Source organism: Streptomyces cyaneofuscatus (assembly GCF_033109485.1).
Lineage (GTDB): Bacteria > Actinomycetota > Actinomycetes > Streptomycetales > Streptomycetaceae > Streptomyces > Streptomyces cyaneofuscatus.
In genome coordinates this window covers 941,898-959,674 of record NZ_CP137002.1, presented here as the reverse complement: position 1 = coordinate 959,674, position 17,777 = coordinate 941,898, and the positions used below count along the sequence as shown (strand labels likewise).

Here is a 17,777-nt window from a genome sequence, read left to right as displayed (position 1 = left end):
CGGCTGTTCGCAGCACCACGCACACGCACGAACCTTGCAGAAGGAGCAGTGACCGATGCCTCCCACCCCCCGCAGCACCGCAGTCCCCGACCCCGACGGCCCCGTGGCCGACTACGTGATCGTCGGCGGCGGCACAGCCGGATCGGTCATCGCCTCCCGGCTCACCGAGGACCCGGACACCACCGTCACGGTCATCGAGGGCGGCCCCACCGACATCGACCGCGACGACGTGCTGACCCTGCGCCGCTGGCTCGGCCTGCTCGGCGGCGACCTCGACTACGACTACCCCACCACCGAACAGCCGCGCGGCAACTCCCACATCCGGCACAGCCGGGCCCGGGTCCTCGGCGGCTGCTCCTCGCACAACACCCTCATCAGCTTCAAGCCGCTGCCCGGCGACTGGGACGAGTGGGCCGAGGCGGGCGCCGAGGGCTGGGGCGCGGCCGCGATGGACCCGTACTTCGCCAAGCTGCGCAACAACATCGTGCCCGTGGACGAGAAGGACCGCAACGCCATCGCCCGCGACTTCGTCGACGCCGCCCAGGCGGCGGCCGGGGTCCCTCGCGTGGACAGCTTCAACAGCAAGCCGTTCCACGAGGGCGTCGGCTTCTTCGACCTGGCCTACCACCCGGAGAACAACAAGCGCTCCTCCGCCTCGGTCGCCTACCTCCACCCGCACATCGAGGCCGGTGACCGCCCCAACCTCCGCATCCTGCTGGAGACATGGGCGTACCGCCTGGAGTTCGACGGCACCCGCGCCACCGGCGTACACGTCCGGACGACGGACGGCGAGGAGATCCTGCTGCGAGCGGCCCGTGAGGTCATCGTCTGCGCGGGCGCGGTGGACACCCCGCGCCTGCTGCTGCACTCCGGGGTCGGCCCGCGCGAGGACCTGGAGGCGCTGGGCATCGAGGTGCGCCACGACCTGCCGGGCGTCGGCGGGAACCTGCTCGACCACCCCGAGTCCGTCATCGTCTGGGAGACCGACGGACCCATCCCGGAGAACTCCGCGATGGACTCCGACGCGGGACTCTTCGTCCGCCGCGACCCCGGATCGCGGGGCCCGGACCTGATGTTCCACTTCTACCAGATCCCGTTCACCGACAACCCGGAGCGGCTCGGCTACGAGAAGCCCGAGCACGGGGTGTCGATGACGCCGAACATCCCCAAGCCGCGCAGCCGGGGCCGCCTCTACCTCACGAGCGCCGACCCCGAGGTCAAGCCGGCCCTGGACTTCCGCTACTTCACCGACGAGGACGACCACGACGGCCGCACCCTCGTCGACGGCATCAAGCTCGCCCGTCGGATCGCGGCCACCGAACCGCTCGCCCACTGGCTGAAGCGCGAGGTCTGCCCCGGCCCCGAGATCACCTCGGACGAGGAGATCAGCGAGTACGCACGCAAGGTCGCCCACACCGTCTACCACCCGGCGGGCACCTGCAGGATGGGCGCCGCCGACGACCACGAGGCCGTCGTGGACCCGCAGTTGCGCATCCGTGGCCTTGAGTCCATCCGGATCGCCGACGCGTCCGTCTTCCCGACCATGCCCGCCGTCAACCCGATGATCGGAGTCCTGATGGTCGGCGAGAAGTGCGCCGAACTCCTCGGCGACCAGGCGCGTGACGCCGTGCCGGTCACCGGTACCAGCACCGGAGGTGATGTCCGATGACCGCAACCCAGGCCACCGAGGCCGCAGTTCAGGCCACCGACGAGAACGCCGTGTTCTCCGTACGCAACCTCTGGAAGGTCTTCGGCCCCAAGGCCGACCGCATCCCCGGCAGCGAGCACGCCTCCCTCCCGCCCGCCGAACTGCGCGAGGCCACCGGCTGCACCGCCGCCGTACGCGATGTGTCGTTCGACGTCCGCAAGGGTGAAGTCTTCGTCGTCATGGGCCTGTCGGGCTCCGGCAAGTCGACCCTCGTACGCTGTCTGACCCGGCTGATCGAGCCCACCAGCGGCACCCTCGCCATCGACGGCGAGGACGTCCTCGCGATGGACCGCTCCCGGCTGCGCGAACTGCGCCGCCACCGCGCCGCGATGGTCTTCCAGCACTTCGGACTGCTGCCGCACCGCACGGTGCTGGACAACGTGGCCTACGGCCTGGAGATCCAGGGCCTCAGCAAGACCGAACGCCGCGCCAAGGCGGCCGAGTTGGTCGAGAAGGTCGGCCTGGCCGGTCTGGAGGACCGCCGCCCGTCCCAGCTCTCCGGCGGCCAGCAGCAGCGCGTCGGCCTGGCCCGCGCACTCGCCGTCGACCCCTCCGTCCTCCTCTTCGACGAGCCGTTCAGCGCGCTGGACCCGCTCATCCGCCGCGAGATGCAGGACGAGGTGGTCCGGCTGCACCGCGAGGAGGGCCGCACCATGGTCTTCATCACCCACGACCTCAGCGAGGCGCTGCGCCTGGGCACCCGGATCGCGCTCATGCGCGACGGAGGGATCGTCCAGCTCGGCACGCCCGAGGAGATCGTGGGCTCGCCCGCGAACGACTACGTACGCGAGTTCGTCCGCGACGTGCCGCGCGAGCAGGTCCTCACCGTCGCCACCGCGATGCGCCCCGCGCTCGCCGGGGAGAGCGAACGCGGCCCGGCCGTACGCCCCGGCGCCACGGTGTCCGAGGCCATCGAGGCGGTCTCCCGCTCCGGCGACCCCGCCGCCCGGGTGATGGACGGCGGCCGGCTCGTCGGCGTCGTCGACCAGGCGTGCCTGCTGGACGTCGTGGCCGGCACGACCGATCCCGGCACGGCGACCGCCCCCGGCAAGGCGACCGCCCCCGACGCTCCGGACGGCCCCCGCGCGGTGACCGTCTGATGGCCACCGCCCAGGCCACCCCGGTCCGCCCCGCGCAAGCGGGCGCGCGCCGGGGACCGCTGGCCGCCCTCCGCGAACGCCCGGCCGCCGCGAAGCTCCTGCTCCTCGCGCTCGCCGCCGTCATCCTCGTCCCCCTCGCGCACAGCCGCTGGGGCGGCGGCATCTGGCCGGACGCGCTCACCGCCGACCTGTCCGGGCCGCTCGGCAGTGTCACCGACTGGATCGTCTCCAACCGGGACAACCACCCGCTCTTCCTCTACTTCTTCGGCCACATCAGCAACGCCGTCGTGCTCTCCGTACGCGCCGTCTACCTGGTGCTCCTGGCCCTCGGCTGGGCCGGTGTCACCGTGCTTGCCGCCGCCGTAGCTTGGCGCGTCGCCGGCATCAGGCTCGCCCTGACCGCGGCCGTGTCGTTCCTGGCCTGCGGGCTGCTCGGCATGTGGGTGCCGACCATGCAGACGCTCGCCCTGATGGTGGTGGCCGTCCTCGCCTCCGTCGTCCTCGGCCTGCTCCTCGGTCTGGCCGCCGGACTCTCCGACCGCACGTTCCGCGTGCTGCGCCCCGTGCTCGACACCATGCAGGTGCTGCCCGCCTTCGCCTATCTGCTCCCCGTCGTCCTGGTCTTCGGCATCGGCGTCCCGGGAGCGGTCCTCGCCACCGTCGTCTACGCGGCTCCGCCGATGGCGCGGCTCACCGCGCTCGGCCTGCGCGGCGCGGACAGCGGCGTCATGGAGGCCGTCGCCTCGCTCGGCGCGACCGGACGGCAGCGGCTCCTCACGGCCCGGCTGCCGCTGGCCCGCAAGGAGCTGCTCCTCGGCCTCAACCAGACCATCATGATGGCGCTCTCCATGGCCGTCATCGCCTCGGTGATCGGCGCCGGCGGCCTCGGCGACCGGGTCTACCAGGCACTCTCCTCCGTCGACGTGGGTGCCGCCCTCGCCGCCGGTATCCCGATCGTGCTCCTGGCCGTCGTCCTGGACCGTACGACTGAGGCCGCCGGCCGCCGCATCGGCGCCGAGCCCACCGGCCCGGCCTTCCTCCGGGGCTGGCGCGGCTGGACCCTGGCCGCCGTGGCCACCGCCGCCGTCGCCCTCGTCGGACGGCTCACCGACGGCCGGGTCTGGCCCGAGGACGTCACCGTGGCGATCGCCGGACCGGTGAACACCGCCAAGGACTGGATGGTCGACCACCTCTACACCGGCGTGCCGGTCGTCGGCGGCACCGCCGACCTGGCCTCCCACTTCACCAGCGGCGTCCTCAACCCGCTGCGCAGCGGACTCACCGGGCTGCCCTGGTGGTCGGTGCTGCTCATCGTCGCCGCCCTCGCCTGGACCATCGGCACCTGGCGCACCGCCGCCACCGCCGTCCTCGCCATGGCCGCGATCGGTGTCCTCGGTGTGTGGGAGCCGTCGATGGACACCCTCAGCCAGGTCCTCGCCGCCGTGGCGGTCACCCTGGTCCTGGGCTTCGGCATCGCGATCGGTGCGGCCCGCAGCGAGCGCCTGGAACGGCTGCTGCGACCGGTCCTGGACGTCTTCCAGACCATGCCGCAGTTCGTCTACCTGATCCCCGTCGTCGCCCTCTTCGGCGTCGGCCGCGCCCCCGCAGCGGCGGCCGCCATCGTCTACGCGCTGCCCGCCGTGGTCCGCATCACCACCCAGGGCCTGCGCGGCGTCGACCCGGCGGCGATGGAGTGCGCCCGCTCGCTCGGCGCCACCACCGGCCAGCAGCTCCGCCAGGTCCAACTACCCCTGGCCAGGCCCTCCCTGCTGCTCGCCGTCAACCAGGCGGTCGTCCTGGTCCTCGCCGTCGTCATCATCGGCGGACTCGTCGGATCGGGCGCGCTCGGTTACGAGGTCGTCCTCGGCCTCGCCCAGGGCGACCTGGCCACCGGGCTCGTCGCCGGAGCCGCGATCGTCTGCCTCGGCCTGATGCTCGACCGGGTCACCCAGCCCACCGCCCGCCGCCAGCGACAGGAGAGCTGAGATGAACCGCTCCCGCACGCGCCTGCTCGTGGCGCTCGCCTCGGCCACCGCCCTGCTCACCACGGCGGGCTGCGGCGCCGCCGACATGACCGAGCAGTCCTCCCCGTTCGCCGCCCCCGCCGGGGTCAAGACGGTCACCCTCTCCGTCCAGTCCTGGGTCGGCGCCCAGGCGAACGTCGCCGTGGCCGAGCAGCTCCTCAAGGACGAGCTCGGCTACCGCGTCGACCTCGTCCAGACCGACGAGGTCCCCGCCTGGGACGCCCTCAGCCAGGGCCGCGTGGACGCGATCCTGGAGGACTGGGGCCACCCGGACCAGGAGAAGCTGTACGTCGACGAGAAGAAGACCATCGTCCGTGGCGGGGACCTCGGGGTCACCGGCCACATCGGCTGGTACGTGCCGAAGTACTGGGCCGACAAGAACCCGGACGTCACGGACTGGAAGAACCTCAACAAGTACGCGAAGGAACTGCAGACCGCCGAGAGCGGCGGCAAGGGCCAGCTCATGGACGGCTCGCCGTCCTACGTCACCAACGACGTGGCCCTGGTGAAGAACCTGGACCTGGACTACAAGGTGGTCTTCGCCGGCTCCGAGGCGGCCCAGATCACCCAGATCCAGCAGTTCGCCAAGGAGAAGAAGCCCTTCCTCAGCTACTGGTACCAGCCGCAGTGGCTGTTCAACGAGGTGCCGATGGTCGAGGTGAAGCTCCCCGAGTACACGGACGAGTGCGCGGCCAAGGACCCGAAGGACATCGACTGCGCCTACCCGACGACGCCGTTGCAGAAGTTCCTCAACGCGGACTTCGTGGAGCGCGGCGGCGACGCGGCCGCGTTCCTGAAGAAGTTCCAGTGGTCGGAGAAGGACCAGAACGAGGTCTCCGAGATGATCGCTTCCCAGCGGCTCACCCCGGAGGAGGCGGCGAAGCGCTGGATCGACCGCCACCCGGACGTCTGGAAGAAGTGGCTTCCCGGTAGCTGAGGACCCGGCGCCCGGCTCCGTCAGGGAGCCGGGCGCCCACCGGACCGGCTACCGCGCCCGCACCGTCGCCAGCACATCCCGGTCCGGCTGAAGCGTCAGGCTCGGTACGGGCTCGATGACGCCGGGCTCGACGTCCAGCTCGAAGCGCCGGGCCAGCACGGCCAGGATGAGCACCGACTCGACCATCGCGAACCGGGTCCCCAGGCAGACCCGGGGCCCGCCGCCGAACGGGAACCACGCGTACTCATGGATCTCGTCACCGTCCTCCGGGTCCCAGCGCTCCGGCCGGAACTCCTCCGGCTCGGGGAACCACCGCGCGTCCCGGTGCGTGGACCACTGGCTGGACCACACCCGGGTCCCCTCCTCGATCGGCTGACCGCCGAGCCGGGCCCCCTCCTTCGCCACCCCCGTGATCAGCCAGATCGTCGGGAACAGCCGCAGAGTCTCCTTCACCACGGCCTGGGCGTACGTGAGTTGGGCGTAGTCCTCGAAACCCGGCTCCCGGTCGCCGAGCACCCGGTCCAGCTCCTCGGTGAGCGCGGCCCGCACCCGCGGGTTGCGGGAGAGCAGGTACCAGGCCCACACCAAAGTCGAGCTGGTCGTCTCATGGCCGCCGATGTACAGGGTGACCGTCTCGTCGCGGATCTCCTCGTCGCTGAGCCGCTCGCCGCTCTCGTCGACCGCGGTGAGCAACCGGCTGAGCAGGTCGGGCCGTTCGGTCTCCCCGTCGCGGTGCCGGGCCACCACCCTCCCCACCTCGGAGTCGATGACGGCGGCGGCCTTCTTGATCCGCGCCCGGCCGGGCGTCGGCACCCAGTCGGGCAGCAGCGCCCCGATCCCGGCGAACTCCTTGCCGATCTCCAGCTGGGCCACATCCATCGCCCGGCCCATCGCCTCGGAGTCCGCCGGGGTGTCCACGCCGAAGATGGTGCGCACCGCGATCTTCTGCGTCAGGGCCGCCATCTCCCGCTTGATGTCGACGCGTTGACCGTCCGACCAGGCGTCGGCCAGCTCCACCGCGGAGGACGCCATGGTGGCCGCGTACGACTTGACCTGCTTGGGCCGCACCGAGGGCTGCACCAGCGACCGTTTACGCCGCCAGTCCCGGCCCCGCGCCACGATGAGCCCGTTGCCCAGCACCGCCCGGAACGCGACACCGAGCGCGGGCTGGTCGAAGGTGCGCTCGGTCTCGGTGAGCAGCTCGCCTATGCAATCCGGATCGGAGATGAACACACACCGGTTGCGCCCGAACCTCCACCGCACCATGTCCCCGCGGCCCCGCAGGAGTTCGAAGAAGGCGAGGGGGTTCTTCCCGAACTGCGGCAGGTTCCCGAGCAGCGGCAGCCCGTTGGGGCCCGGTACGAACTCACGGCCGCGCGACGGGGTGTCGAGCGCCGGGCCGGTCTGCGTGGACATCGAAAGGACTCCGCTCCCTGGGGCGCGCCACGGGCGGCGCGCGATCGTTCGCACTTCATCGAACGCGATGAGGCCGGCACTCCGCCAGGGCGCCGGACCGGCGTGGCCGGAATCCGTCAGCAGCCTTGTGGAGTACGCGAGTTGTCGAGCGTAGTCGCAGCGGCCACCAGATTCGAACAGAAGATGACTGCGGTTTTTCCTCTTCATGTGACAATTCCGCCATGTCGATCGATGCAACGGCGGGCCGCGCCCGAGCGCTGTGGCAGGAGCTGGCAGCCGCACCGGACGCGGCCTTCGGAACTCCCGGGGTGTGTGTCGCCCCGGACTCGACCCTGGCGCCGCCGTCCTGGGTGGGCGTGGTGACCATCGGCGAGGCGGCCCTGATCACCGCGCCCACGGCTCCGGCCGCGGATTCCGTACGGACCGCCCTGAGCGGCCAGGAGATCACCTCACCGGTCTTCGTCGTACGGGACGGGGCGCGCGGGTCCTCGCCGCCGCCGGCTACGCCCTCTGGCCGCGCGACACCGCCCACCTCTGCGTCCTGACCGCACCGGACGCGCGGGGCCGTGGCCTCGCCCGGCAGGTGGCGTCCGAGGCCACCGCCCACGCCCTCGCCGCCGGACTGCTCCCGCAGTGGCGGGCCCGGCCGGCCGCCTCCCGCCGGGTCGCGGCGGCGCTGGGCTACCGGGAGCTGGGCGCCCAGCTGAGCGTACGGCTGCGGTGAGGGCGGTCGGAGCGGTCCCCGGGGACCAGGTAACGTCTTTCCCGTGTTCCTCCAGGCGCCGATGGACGAGTGAGAGCGTGATGGGCCCCTGCTGACGCCCTCCGGCGTCGCATCCGTAGGTCACCGCACACCATCAACCGGGAGAACCCATGACCGACAGCAAGAACATCAACAACCCCGTCGGCCAGGGCGGCGGCCAGCGCAAGCGGCAGTCCCGCGCGGAACGGCAGAACAACGGCCCGCACCGCAACCTCGACCGCCAGAACGCCGCCGACCGCAAGGCGGAGCTGGTCCGCAAGATGCGCGAGAAGGCGGGCACGGCCGGGAGCGCCGGGCGGACGGACGACGACACCGCGCAGAGCTGACCCGTGAGCCGGTGATCGCCTGCTCGCTCAGAGCCCCACGATCAGCTGGATGCAGACGATCTTGACCAGGATGGCCAGCGCGAACAGCGTCGAGTAGCCGTTGTTGATCCGGCTGTCGCTCGCCCGGCTGTTGGCGTACGCGACGATCGCCGGGTTGCCCACATAGCCCGACAGCAGCCCCATCGTCCGCTCCCGGCTCTGGCCCAGCCCCTTGGTGATCAGCACCAGCAGGGAGTAGCTCACCACCGCGCCGATCGCCAGCACGGCCACCAGCTTCAGGCCGAAGAGCGAGAAGGCGTTCTCGCGGAACGAGTAGCCCGAGGTGAGCCCCACCACGGCGAGGAAGAGCAGCAGGCCGATCTGGCGCAGGGTCAGGTTGGCCCGGGTCGGCAGGGTCCAGACGAGGGGGCCCGTGCGGCGGCGCCAGCCCAGGATCATGCCCATCACCAGCGGGCCGGCGCCCGTGCCCAGGGCCAGGGTGGTGGAGCCCAGGGTGAGGGAGGGGATGCCGATCAGGAACCCCAGGGTGAGGCCGAGGCCCAGGCTGACAGCGCTCACCTCGCTGACCTTCGCCTCCGTGTCGCCAAGGTAGGTGGTGACCTCGCTCGTCCGCTCGCGCGGCATCACCACCCGGACCCGGTCGTCGAGCTGGAGCAGCAGGTCGTCGTGGGCGAGCATGTCGAAGTCGCCGCGGCGGACCCGGCTGACCACGGCCCCGTACTTCTCGCCGAGGCCCAGTTCGGCGACCGTGTGCCCGGCCAGGTCGGGGTTGGTGAGCAGGACCCGCCGGTAGTCCACCGCGCTGCGGTCGTCCAGCAGGTGGCGCGGGGCGAGCGAGCCGAGCGCCTCCGTCGCCGCCCGTACGTCCACCTCGCCGCCCACCAGGACGACCTGGTCGCCGGGGGAGAGGCGGTCCAGCTCCCTGGCCACCCGGGTGACCCCGCCGTGGGGGCGGTACTCACTGGCCAGCACCCGGTGCGCGGGGACCCCGGGGACGTCGGGCCAGCGGGTTTCCCGGGCCACCTCGACCGTACGGGTGACGAGCGTGGCGGGGAGGCCCGAGTCGGGGTCCCGGCGGGCGGTCCAGGTGCGGCGGGCCGCGATGGCCGAGACGAAGAGGATCGTGATCACCACGGCCAGCGGATAGCCGATGGCGTACCCGACGGCGGGCTGCGTCGGATCCGCCGAGGCGTCCTGGGCGGCGGCCAGGCCCGGGGTCGTCGTGCCGATGCCCGCGTACCCGCCCGCGAGGAACGGGCCGCTGATGCCGAACCAGGCGTGCCCGACGAAGCCCACCACCACCGCCGTGACCGCCAGGGCCACCACGGCCCCGGCCATCACCGGGAGCTGGCCGCGCAGTTCACGGAAGAAGGCGGGGCCCGACTCCAGGCCGACCGTGTAGACGTACAGGGCGAGGCCCAGCGCCGAGACCCCGGCGGGCACGGCGGCGGCGATGTCCTCGTCCAGCGCCCCCACGAGGAGGCCGACGAAGAGGACACCGGCCGCCCCCAGCCGTACCGGGCCGAAGCGGACCATGCCGAGCAGCGCGCCGAGCGTGATCACCGCGAACACGGTCACCCACGGGTTGTCCGCGAAGAACTGCCACACCGGCGGTGCCTCCCCGTCTCGAAGCGAACCCGTTCAGGATCTTCGAGGTGCGGGGAGGCCGCCACCTGATCTCAGAGCTGTCAGACGTTGTGCGGCACATGCGCCGGGCGGCCCCGGCCCCGCGTCAGCGTGTAGCCGAACACGGCCGCGAGCGCGGCGAGCACACCGCCGCCGACCGTCCACAGCCAGCGGGTCGTCCACCAGCCCGACGCCCAGCCGTCCTCCGGCTCAGCGGCTGTCCGGGCCTGCGGGGCCCCCGACGCGCCCGTCACCGAGATGCCCGGCACCAGCGGCTCCGCGAGCGCGCCGTCCACGTGGTGGGCGCCGCCGGCGTCCACCACGTCGGCCCGCACCTCGGTCTCGAACGGCAGCCCGAGCTCGTCGGCCGGGAGGTTCACCACCGTCAGCCGCACGTAGTAGCTGCCGGGCAGCGGGTCGTTCGCCCACGGCTCGGACCAGGACCGTACGGTGCGCAGCACACAGGAGAGCTCGACCGCCGACGCGTCGGCCGCCGCCTTCCGGGTCTGGTGGCCGTACTGGCACGCCTGGCGGCGGCGCAGCCCGTCGTACACGTCGATCTGCCAGGTGGAGCCCGAGCGCTTCACCTCGCCCTCCGGGAGCTTCACCGTCGCCTTCACGGTGGCCCGCTGTCCGGCGTCGGCCGGGAACACCCAGTACAGGTAGTCGCCCGCCGACGCCTGCGCGGTGCCGCTCTGCCCCTGCTGGAGCGCGGTCGCCGTACGGAACGTGGTGCCGGCCTCGGTGGGCCCGGGGCCCTCGTCGCCGGGGCTCGCGCTCGCCGACGGGTCGTCGGCCACGGCCGTGCCCGCCGAGGTGAACAGGGTCAGCCCGGCGAGCAGCGCCCCGGCGAACGCGCGCCGCACGCCACGGGCGCGGCGGGAAGTCGTCGTCACCATCAGTTGGTCCTCCATACGGCGATGCGCCAGCGCGAGATCCAGCCGAACAGCAGCCCCGCGACCAGTCCGGTCAGCACGAGGACGCCGAGCAGCCACCAGCCGCGGCCGAGGCCGAAGGCCGCCACGTCGGACGCCTGGTCGGGTCCGTCCACCAGGTCCACGGTCAGCTCGACCGGCAGACCGGGCGTCCGCTTCACCGAGGCGGGCGCGGAGAAGGCGTGGGAGAGCTGGAGGCAGACGGTCTCGGCGGCGGGCTTGCCGCTGCCGTTGTCGCCGTCCTCGACCTCGGCCTTCGGGTAGCGCAGGCCGGACGAGATCACATCCGTACGTCCGGTGCCGGACGCCTCGCCCCGGACGATCTCGCGTCCGGTGTCCGTCACCGCGCGCAGCAGCACGCCGTAGTCGTTGTCGACGGCGCGGTCCGCCGCCACGCTCGCCGAGGCGCGCAGCTCCTGGCCGGGCAGCACGTCGACGCGGTACCAGCGGTGCTCGCCGATCACCTGGCGGTCGGTGTAGAGGCCCGGCTTCAGCGCGGGCGCGGCGGAGCAGCTGGCCGCGCCTTCGGTGGCGACCGGGGTCACGACCGGCTCGGCCGCCCGGTCCACCAACTGCTTCACGCGGCGGGAGAGGTCGTCCTTGTGCTGGACGGCGGTGTACGTGCCGCCGGTGGCCTCGGCGATGCAGGTGAGCTGCTGGCGGATCTTGGCGTTGGGCACCAGGCCGAGGGTGTCGATGACCAGATGGGTGCCGCGCGCGGCGATCTCGCGGGCCACCTCGCACGGGTCGAGCGGGCCGCAGGTGTCCTCGCCGTCCGTGATGAGGACGATCCGGCGGGTCGCCTCGCCGCCTTCGAGGTCGTCGGCCGCGCCGAGCAGCGCCGGGCCGATCGGGGTCCAGCCGGTGGGGGCGAGGGTGGCGACGGCGGTCTTGGCCTCGGTGCGGTCCAGCGGGCCGACCGGGTAGAGCTGCTTGGTGTCCTTGCAGCCCACCTTGCGGTCGTCGCCCGGGTAGTCGGCGCCGAGCGTGCGGATGCCGAGGTGGACCTCTTCGGGCACCGCGTCCAGGACGTCGTTGAACGCCTGCTTGGCGGCGTTCATCCGGGACTGGCCGTCGATGTCGCGGGTACGCATGGAGCCGCTGACGTCGAGGACGAGTTCGACCTTGGGGGCGGGGGTGGCCGGTGGTCCGTCGGCGGCTGCGGGGAGCACGGAGCCGAGCCCGGCGGCCAGGGTGGCGAGCGCTATGCACACCCCGGTCGTCAGCCGATTTCTTGTGATCATCGCCGGATCTTATGGAAAATCAGTTCGTATTCCCAACCGGGGCCGTCGGCGGCCGTCCCCGGCTCATCCGTCAGCCGCCGAGCAGCGGCTCCGAGGCCCGGTCCAGCACCGAGGTGACCCGCTGCCAGGTCTCCAAATCCCTTTCCACCGCGTCGAGTTGACTCCCCGTATCACCGGCGCCCCAGGAGGTCGCCAGCGCCACCGGGTCCCCGCCGCCCGCAGCCGACGCGGCGAGCGCGGCCGCGCCCAGGGCGACCAGTTCGCCGCCCGCCGGGATGACGACCGGGCGGCCGGAGAGCCGGCGCACCGTCTCCACCCAGCTCCGCCCCTGCGCGCCGCCGCCGATCAGCCGCAGCGGGCGGGCGGCGACCTCGGGGGCGTCCGGGTCCAGGCCGCAGGCCCGTAGCAGCGTGTCCAGGGCCCGCAGGACGGTGACGGCCGCGCCTTCGTAGGCGGCGCCGAGGAGTTGCTGCGGGGTGGTGTCGTGGCGCAGACCGGTGAGGAGCCCGGAGGCGGTGGGCAGGTCGGGGGTGCGCTCGCCGTCGAGGTACGGGAGGAGTACGGCTTCGCCGCCGGGGGCCGTGTCCTCGCGGTGCAGGCCGAGGAGGGAGGCGACCTTGTCCACGGCGAGCGTGCAGTTGAGGGTGCAGGCCAGCGGGAGGTACGTACCGTCGGCGGCGGCGAACCCGGAGAGCGCCGGGGCGGTGGAGCGGGTGCGGGAGGCGGCGAAGACCACGCCCGAGGTGCCGAGGGAGAGGACCGGGTGGTCCAGCAGCCCGGCGCCGCCGAGGCCGAGGCCCACGGCCGCGCTCATGTTGTCGCCGGTCCCCGCCGCGACCGCGATCCCGGCGGGCAGCCCCAGCGCCTCGGCCGCCGCGTCGGTGAGCGACCCGATGCGGGTGGCCCCGGTGGGCGCGACCTCGGGGAGGAGGGACGGGTCCAGGCCGAGGAGGTCCAGCAGTTCGGGGTCGTAGGCGCCGGTCGCGGTGGCGTACCAGCCGGTGCCGGAGGCGTCGCCGGGATCGGTCGCCGCGACGCCCGCGAGGCGCTCGGTGAGGAAGTCGTGCGGCAGCCGCACGCCTACGGCCCCCTTCGCCGCGTCCGGGTCCATCTCCCGCAGCCACTGCCACTTGGAGGCGGTGATCGAGGCGACCGGTACGGAACCGGTCCGCGCGGTCCACGCGTCCGGACCGCCGAGCGAGGCGGTGAGAGCGTTGGCCTGCGGTGCGGAGCGGGTGTCGTTCCAGAGCAGCGCGGGCCGCAGCGGACGCCCCGAGCGGTCGAGCACGACGAGCCCGTGCTGCTGCCCGGCCACCGCGATCCCGGTCACCGCGCGGGCGGGCAGGCCCGACTCCTTCAGCCCGGCCGCCACCGCGTCGCCCAGCGCCCGCCACCAGACCTCCGGATCGCTCTCCCGGGCGCCGGCCTCCCCGGTCACGACGTGGGGGGCGCGTCCCACCGCGAGCTGCTCGCCGGTCACGGCGTCGATCACGGCGGCCTTGGTGGACTGGGTGGAGCTGTCCACGCCGATGACGACGGTACGTGACGACATGGGCGGCCTCTTTCGCAGGGTGGATCGGGCTCATTCGGCTGTACCGCGAACAAATTACGTGATCCGCGGCCCGGCGAACAGGTCTCCCGCCGACTCGCCGTAGACCAGGGGGTTACGCCGGGCGGGGACCCTGTGCATGATTAGTCATGACACTGAACAAATAGGGGTTCGGGGCTTCCGGCCCAGCCCCGACGGCAGGCGAAGGCGGTCGGACGACGATGACGGAACGCACCACCCCCACCTCCGGGGACAGGTTCACCCCCACCCCCGAGGACAAGTTCAGCTTCGGCCTGTGGACCGTGGGCTGGCAGGGCCGGGACCCCTTCGGCGACGCCACCCGCGCGGCCATCGACCCCGTCGAGTCCGTCCAGCGGCTCGCCGAGCTCGGCGCCTGGGGCGTGACCTTCCACGACGACGACCTGATCCCCTTCGGCGCGCCGGAGCCCGACCGCGAGGCGGTCGTCAAGCGGTTCCGCCAGGCCGTGGACGCGAGCGGCCTCGTCGTGCCCATGGTGACCACGAACCTCTTCACCCACCCGGTCTTCAAGGACGGCGGGTTCACCGCCAACGACCGCGACGTACGCCGTTACGCGCTCCGCAAGACCCTGCGCAACATCGACCTCGCCGTCGAACTCGGCGCCACCACCTTCGTCGCCTGGGGCGGCCGCGAGGGCGCGGAGTCCGGCGGGGCCAAGGACGTACGGCTCGCCCTGCACCGGATGAAGGAGGCCTTCGACCTGCTCGGCGAGTACGTCACCGAGCAGGGGTACGACCTCCGCTTCGCCATCGAGCCCAAGCCGAACGAGCCGCGCGGCGACATCCTGCTGCCCACCATCGGCCACGCCCTCGCCTTCATCGAGCGCCTGGAGCGCCCCGAGCTGGTCGGCGTCAACCCCGAGACCGGGCACGAGCAGATGGCCGGGCTCAACTTCCCGCACGGCATCGCCCAGGCCATGTGGGCCGGCAAGCTCTTCCACATCGACCTCAACGGCCAGTCCGGCATCAAGTACGACCAGGACCTCCGCTTCGGCGCGGGCGACCTGCGCCAGGCGTTCTGGCTCGTCGACCTGCTGGAGAGCGGCTACGAGGGCCCCCGCCACTTCGACTTCAAGCCCCCGCGCACCGAGGACTACGACGGCGTCTGGGCCTCGGCCGCCGGGTGCATGCGCAACTACCTGATCCTCAAGGAGCGGGCGGCCGCCTTCCGCGCCGACCCCGAGGTCCGGGCCGCGCTGCGCGCCTCCCGCCTGGACGAGCTGGCCCGCCCCACCGCCGGGGACGGCCTGGCGGCCCTGCTCGCCGACCGCACGGCGTACGAGGAGTTCGACGTGGACGCGGCGGCGGAACGCGGCATGGCCTTCGAGGCCCTGGACCAGCTGGCCATGGACCACCTGCTCGCGGTGCGCTGACGGCAAGGGTGAGCCGGGGCCCCCGGCTCACCCGCCCGACGGCTCCGCGTACGCCACCGGGTCGTCCAGCACGTCCTGCACCACCAGCGCCGCCGCGCCCCGCGCCGCGTCCCCCGCCACCGACGACGCGCGGAGCCGGCCGCTGCCCGGGGACCAGAGCCCCGACACCACCCGGCCGGTCAGCTCCTCGTCGGCCGGGGGCGACAGCCACGGCATCAGGCCCCGGTAGATCCCGCCGAGCACCACCGCGTCCGGGTCGACCAGGTTCACCGCACCCGACACCACCCGGCCCAGCATCCGCCCCGCCTCGGCGACCGCCGCCACCGCCCGCTCGTCCCCGGCCCGCGCGCGCCGCTCCAGCTCCAGCACGCCGGAGCCGCCCCCGGCCCCCGGCCCGTCGACCCCGGCGGCCCGCAGGAGGGCGCTCTGACCGGCGTACTGCTCCAGGCAGCCCCGCGACCCGCACCGGCACTCCGGCCCGTCCGGGTCCACCACGACATGCCCGATCTCCCCCGCGAACCCGTGCGCCCCGCGCAGCAGTTCGCCGTTCAGCACCAGCGCGCCGCCGACCCCGATCTCCCCGGTCAGATACAGGAAGCTGCGTACGTCACCGAGGCCGCCGAACCACAGCTCGGCCAGGGCCGCGAGATTGGCCTCGTTCTCCGAGGCGACCGGGAGCACCGGGTGGCCGGGGCGCAGCGCGGTGAGCGCGTCGCCGAACAGGTCCTGCGCCGGGACCTCGTTCCAGCCGAGGTTCGGGGCCTGGCGTACCGCGCCGCCGGAGACCAGACCGGGCAGCGCCAGCGCGACGCCCACCGGCCGCAGCTCCTGCTCGCGCGCCGAGTCCAGGGTCCGCGCGGCGATCGCGGCCGCTCGGGCGAGGACGTCCTCGGCGGGCGCGCCCCGGTTGTCGAGGTGTTCGGTCTGCCGGACCCGGCCGGTGCCCGCGAGGTCGACCACGCAGACCGAGACGTAATCGATGTTGATCTCCACACCGAGCCCGGCGGGGCCGGTGCGGGCCACCTTGAGCGCGGTGCCGGGGCGCCCGGCCTGCCCGCTGAACGTCTTGCCCGACTCGGTGAGGAACCCGCTGTCCATCAGCTGCTCGACCAGCGAGGAGACCGCGGCCCGGGTCAGGCCGACCCGCGCGGCGACCCCGGCGCGGGTCGCCTCACCGCTCTCGCCCTCGTCCCGCACGGCGCGCAGTACCAGGCTCAGATTGTGCCGTCGCACGGTGTCCTTGTCGGCCTTGGGCCCCAGCGGAGTGAGGATGCTCTTCATATCGTCGCCGAGCCTATGCGATCGCGGACACGGCGGGCGGCGCGGCGGAGAGGCGGCCCCTTCCGTGAACACCGGAAGGGGCCGCCCCGCTTATCAGGGCTTCGCGCCCCGGGCCTTCAGCATGTCCGCCATCAGCCCGATCTCGGACTGCTGGCCGCTGACCATGCCCTGCGCCAGATTCCGGATGACGTCCGTCCCCGCAGCCTCGGCCCCGGCCCGCGCCATGTCCACGCCGGCGCGGTGGTGCACGGTCATCAGCCGCAGGAACAGCACCTCGGCCGCCTTGCCCTCGGCCGCCTCCAGCGCCTCCAGCTCGGCGTCGGTCGCCATGCCCGGCATCAGCGAACCGTCACCCGTCGGCTTGACCGTGTGGCCCATCCACGCCATCGGCGGCTTCGCCGAACTCTTGGGCAGGCCCCACATCTCCAGCCAGCCCAGCATCATGCCGCGCTGGTTGGCCTGGGTGTTGATGATGTCGTACGCCAGCCGCCGCACGTCCTCGTCGTCGGTACGGTCCCGCACGATGAACGACATCTCCACCGCCTGCTGATGGTGGATCGCCATGTCCCGGGCGAAGCCCGCGTCCGCCGACTCCTCCGCCGGAGCGGACAGCGCCGCCTTCGCGGAGGGGGACGCCGCGGACGGCCGTACCACCATCAGCGCCACCAGACCCACCGCGAGCAGCAGCACGGCGGCGCCCGCGAGCACCATCCGCCGGGTGGAGGAGAACGGGCCCGTCGCGGAGGTCACTTGTCGAGTCCGCCGGTGCAGGCGGCACCCGGCTCAGGGGTCTGCGGTCCCTGCACGTACTTGGAGAAGAACTGCCCGACGCGGGAGTCGGAGGCGTCATCGACCGCCACCTGCTTGCCCCACGCGCTGAGCATGAGGGGCTCCTTCTGGTCCTTGACCGGGCTGATGAAGGAGTACGGGGTGGACTTGACCTTGTCCGTGAGCGCCTTGACGTCCGCCTCCGGGGCCTTGTCGTTGTACGTGACCCAGACGGCGCCGTGCTCCAGGGAGTGGACGGCGTTCTCCTTCGGTATCTCGGCGGTGTAGACGTCCGCGTTGCAGTTCATCCAGACCTGGTTGTGGTCGCCGCCGACGGGCGGGTTCATCGGGTAGTCGACCTTGGTCGCCACGTGCTCCCGGCCCAGGTCGTCCCAGCTGCGCTCACCGGTGACGGGGGAGGCCTTGGCCTGCTCCTCCTTCTTCTCCTTCTCGTTCGCCTGGTACACCAGGTAGCCGCCTCCGGCGACCAGCGCGAGGACCACGGCGACCGACGCGCCGATGGCGATGAGGCGGCCCCGGCGCTCACGGGCGCGCTCCTTGCGGCGGGCCTCCTCCAGCTTGGCGCGGCGGGCGTTGGCGGGGGAGTTCTTGTTCTTGGCGGCAGCCATGGAAGGTCCTCGTCGTTCAGCGGATGCGGGGATGCAGACAGTCGTGCGGGAAAGCAGCG

Annotated in this window: 14 protein-coding genes and 1 pseudogene; 7 read left to right on the top strand and 8 right to left on the bottom strand. The window is 72.8% G+C overall.

The features are described 5' to 3' along the window. Positions 1 to 55 precede the first annotated feature (55 nt). The 4 genes from R2B67_RS03935 to R2B67_RS03920 are packed head-to-tail and all read left to right on the top strand — an operon-like array spanning position 56 to position 5,769. A complete protein-coding gene (locus R2B67_RS03935; protein WP_317816456.1) occupies positions 56 to 1,669 on the top strand; it encodes a GMC family oxidoreductase in 1,614 nt (537 codons plus the stop codon). Beyond that, entirely contained in the window at positions 1,666 to 2,808 is a 1,143-nt protein-coding gene (locus R2B67_RS03930; protein WP_317816455.1) for a quaternary amine ABC transporter ATP-binding protein, read from the top strand. The genes R2B67_RS03935 and R2B67_RS03930 overlap by 4 nt, the downstream gene beginning before the upstream one ends. Continuing rightward, positions 2,808 to 4,793 (top strand): ABC transporter permease, encoded by a 1,986-nt coding sequence (locus R2B67_RS03925; protein WP_317816454.1) that lies wholly within the window; start codon positions 2,808 to 2,810, stop codon positions 4,791 to 4,793. The genes R2B67_RS03930 and R2B67_RS03925 overlap by 1 nt, the downstream gene beginning before the upstream one ends. A gap of 1 nt (position 4,794) precedes the next feature. Beyond that, positions 4,795 to 5,769: an ABC transporter substrate-binding protein gene (locus tag R2B67_RS03920; RefSeq protein ID WP_317816453.1), complete on the top strand. Its 975-nt coding sequence runs from the start codon at positions 4,795 to 4,797 to the stop codon at positions 5,767 to 5,769. Between the two features lie 48 nt (positions 5,770 to 5,817). Here the strand turns inward: R2B67_RS03920 and R2B67_RS03915 are convergent, their stop codons facing one another. Then, on the bottom strand, positions 5,818 to 7,185 hold the full coding sequence (locus R2B67_RS03915) for a cytochrome P450 (protein ID WP_317816452.1): 1,368 nt from the start codon (positions 7,183 to 7,185) through the stop codon (positions 5,818 to 5,820). 221 nt (positions 7,186 to 7,406) lie between these two features. Between R2B67_RS03915 and R2B67_RS03910 the strand changes: the two are divergent. Together R2B67_RS03910 and R2B67_RS03905 are read left to right on the top strand one after the other, a co-directional pair. Further along, positions 7,407 to 7,909, top strand: a pseudogene (locus R2B67_RS03910) (GNAT family N-acetyltransferase). Positions 7,910 to 8,058: 149 nt separating this feature from the next. Next, positions 8,059 to 8,274: a DUF6243 family protein gene (locus R2B67_RS03905; RefSeq protein WP_317816451.1), complete on the top strand. Its 216-nt coding sequence runs from the start codon at positions 8,059 to 8,061 to the stop codon at positions 8,272 to 8,274. 27 nt (positions 8,275 to 8,301) lie between these two features. Here R2B67_RS03905 and R2B67_RS03900 read toward each other — a convergent pair whose 3' ends face one another. The 4 genes from R2B67_RS03900 to xylB form a co-directional block, all read right to left on the bottom strand. Beyond that, positions 8,302 to 9,882, bottom strand: a complete 1,581-nt coding sequence (locus R2B67_RS03900) for an aspartate:alanine exchanger family transporter (RefSeq protein WP_317816450.1) — start codon at positions 9,880 to 9,882, stop codon at positions 8,302 to 8,304. A gap of 80 nt (positions 9,883 to 9,962) precedes the next feature. Beyond that, positions 9,963 to 10,799: a hypothetical protein gene (locus R2B67_RS03895; protein ID WP_317816449.1), complete on the bottom strand. Its 837-nt coding sequence runs from the start codon at positions 10,797 to 10,799 to the stop codon at positions 9,963 to 9,965. Beyond that, complete coding sequence (locus tag R2B67_RS03890; RefSeq protein ID WP_317816448.1) at positions 10,799 to 12,079, bottom strand: VWA domain-containing protein; 1,281 nt, start codon at positions 12,077 to 12,079, stop codon at positions 10,799 to 10,801. Before R2B67_RS03890 ends, R2B67_RS03895 begins: the two co-directional genes overlap by 1 nt. A 70-nt stretch (positions 12,080 to 12,149) precedes the next feature. Next, positions 12,150 to 13,631: a xylulokinase gene (gene xylB / locus R2B67_RS03885; RefSeq protein ID WP_317816447.1), complete on the bottom strand. Its 1,482-nt coding sequence runs from the start codon at positions 13,629 to 13,631 to the stop codon at positions 12,150 to 12,152. 218 nt (positions 13,632 to 13,849) lie between these two features. Between xylB and xylA the strand changes: the two genes are divergently transcribed. After that, positions 13,850 to 15,040, top strand: a complete 1,191-nt coding sequence (gene xylA / locus R2B67_RS03880) for a xylose isomerase (protein ID WP_317816446.1) — start codon at positions 13,850 to 13,852, stop codon at positions 15,038 to 15,040. Positions 15,041 to 15,067: 27 nt separating this feature from the next. On the opposite strand, the gene R2B67_RS03875 is transcribed toward xylA, so the two are convergent. The 3 genes from R2B67_RS03875 to R2B67_RS03865 all read right to left on the bottom strand — a co-directional run bounded on the left by R2B67_RS03875 (position 15,068) and on the right by R2B67_RS03865 (position 17,718). Beyond that, entirely contained in the window at positions 15,068 to 16,321 is a 1,254-nt protein-coding gene (locus R2B67_RS03875) for an ROK family protein (RefSeq protein ID WP_317816445.1), read from the bottom strand. Positions 16,322 to 16,414: 93 nt separating this feature from the next. Next, entirely contained in the window at positions 16,415 to 17,032 is a 618-nt protein-coding gene (locus R2B67_RS03870) for a DUF305 domain-containing protein (protein ID WP_109981178.1), read from the bottom strand. 35 nt (positions 17,033 to 17,067) lie between these two features. Next, entirely contained in the window at positions 17,068 to 17,718 is a 651-nt protein-coding gene (locus R2B67_RS03865) for a thioredoxin-like domain-containing protein (RefSeq protein WP_317816444.1), read from the bottom strand. Positions 17,719 to 17,777 lie beyond the last annotated feature (59 nt).